A 1,289-nucleotide genomic window follows, 5' to 3' on the forward strand; every position below is an offset into this window, starting at 1 on the left:
GGGTCGCCCCGGGCAGGGCGACGTGGACGGGAACCCGCTGCCGATCTCCTTCGTCATCGTCGCGACGATCGTGCTCGGGGTGTTCCTGGTCGGGTGGCGAGCGGTCGTCCGCCTCGTCCAGCGCACCGCGGCGGCGCGGCGCGACCGGCGGACCACCGCGTGAGCAGTGCCCGCGGCTCGCAGCCGACCATCCTCGACGTCGCGGCACGAGCCGGGGTGTCGAAGTCCGCGGTCAGCCGGGTGCTGTCCGGCACCGGTCGGTTCTCGGACGAGACGCGCGAGCGGGTCGAACGCGCCGCAGCGGAACTCGGCTACGTCGCGAACGCGATGGCCCGCGGCCTCGTGCGCGGTCGGACGCACACCATCGGGATGCTCGTCCGCGATGCGTCCTCGATGGTCTACACCGCGCTGCACGCCGTGATGGAGCGCCGCGCGTCGGAGCTCGGGTACCGCGTCGTCACCACCACCGGCGTCGGCCGGGTCGAGGACGAGAAGTCCGCCCTCGCAGCACTCGTCTCGATGCGTGTGGACGGCCTCGTGGTGTGCTCTGGACTGCTGCCCGCTGCCGAGATCGCCGAGTTCGCTCCACGCATCGCGACCGTCGTGGCCGGCCGGCCGGAACTGCACCCGGCGCTGTCGAGCGTCTACTGCGACGAGACCGACGGTGGCACGCAGATCGCCGACGCGGTCGCCGCCGCCTGGCACGAGACCGTCGTCGTGCTGACCGTCCCACAGGACAACGCCCTCACGCAGTACGCCCGGTCGCAGGCGATGGTCGCGCGGCTCCGCGGCCTGGGCGTCGCCGTCGTGGACATCGACGCGAGCTTCGTGCGACCACCGGCGGACGTCGCCGCGGACGTCGCCGAGGTCGTGCGGGAGTCCGGCGCCACGGCGCTCATGTGCCCGACGGACCGCCTGATGCTCGACGTCTGCGACGCGCTGCACCGGCTCGGGGTCGAGGTGCCCCGTGACGTCTCGGTCACCGGCTTCGACGGCGTCTACCCCCTCGCGAACGACTGGATCGGGTTCACGACGCTGGCGCAGCCGATCGAGCGCATCGGGCGCGAGGCGATCGACCTCGTCGTCAGGCGCATCGACGACCCCACGAGTGCGGTCGAGCACCGGTCGCTCCGCGGCACCGTGATCTCCGGTCGGACGCTGCTCCCCCGGCGCTGACCCCGGGCGCGCACCCCGACCCCCACCCCGGCCCCGTCGCCCGTCAGGACCGCGCCCGCCGCACGTCAGAACGATCCGGGCTGCGCCCGCCGCACGTCAGAACAGGCCGTCGC

2 protein-coding genes are annotated in these 1,289 nt (G+C 73.6%); both read left to right on the plus strand.

The genetic code is table 11. The features are described 5' to 3' along the window. The first annotated feature begins 22 nt into the window (after positions 1-22). Complete coding sequence (locus tag I59_RS21865; protein ID WP_261976505.1) at positions 23-163, plus strand: DUF3054 family protein; 141 nt, start codon at positions 23-25, stop codon at positions 161-163. Beyond that, positions 160-1,176 (plus strand): LacI family DNA-binding transcriptional regulator, encoded by a 1,017-nt coding sequence (locus I59_RS03520; protein WP_022902687.1) that lies wholly within the window; start codon positions 160-162, stop codon positions 1,174-1,176. The genes I59_RS21865 and I59_RS03520 overlap by 4 nt, the downstream gene beginning before the upstream one ends. The last annotated feature ends 113 nt before the right edge of the window (positions 1,177-1,289 follow it).

This window comes from Curtobacterium sp. B8, from assembly GCF_000333315.1.
Lineage (GTDB): Bacteria > Actinomycetota > Actinomycetes > Actinomycetales > Microbacteriaceae > Curtobacterium > Curtobacterium luteum.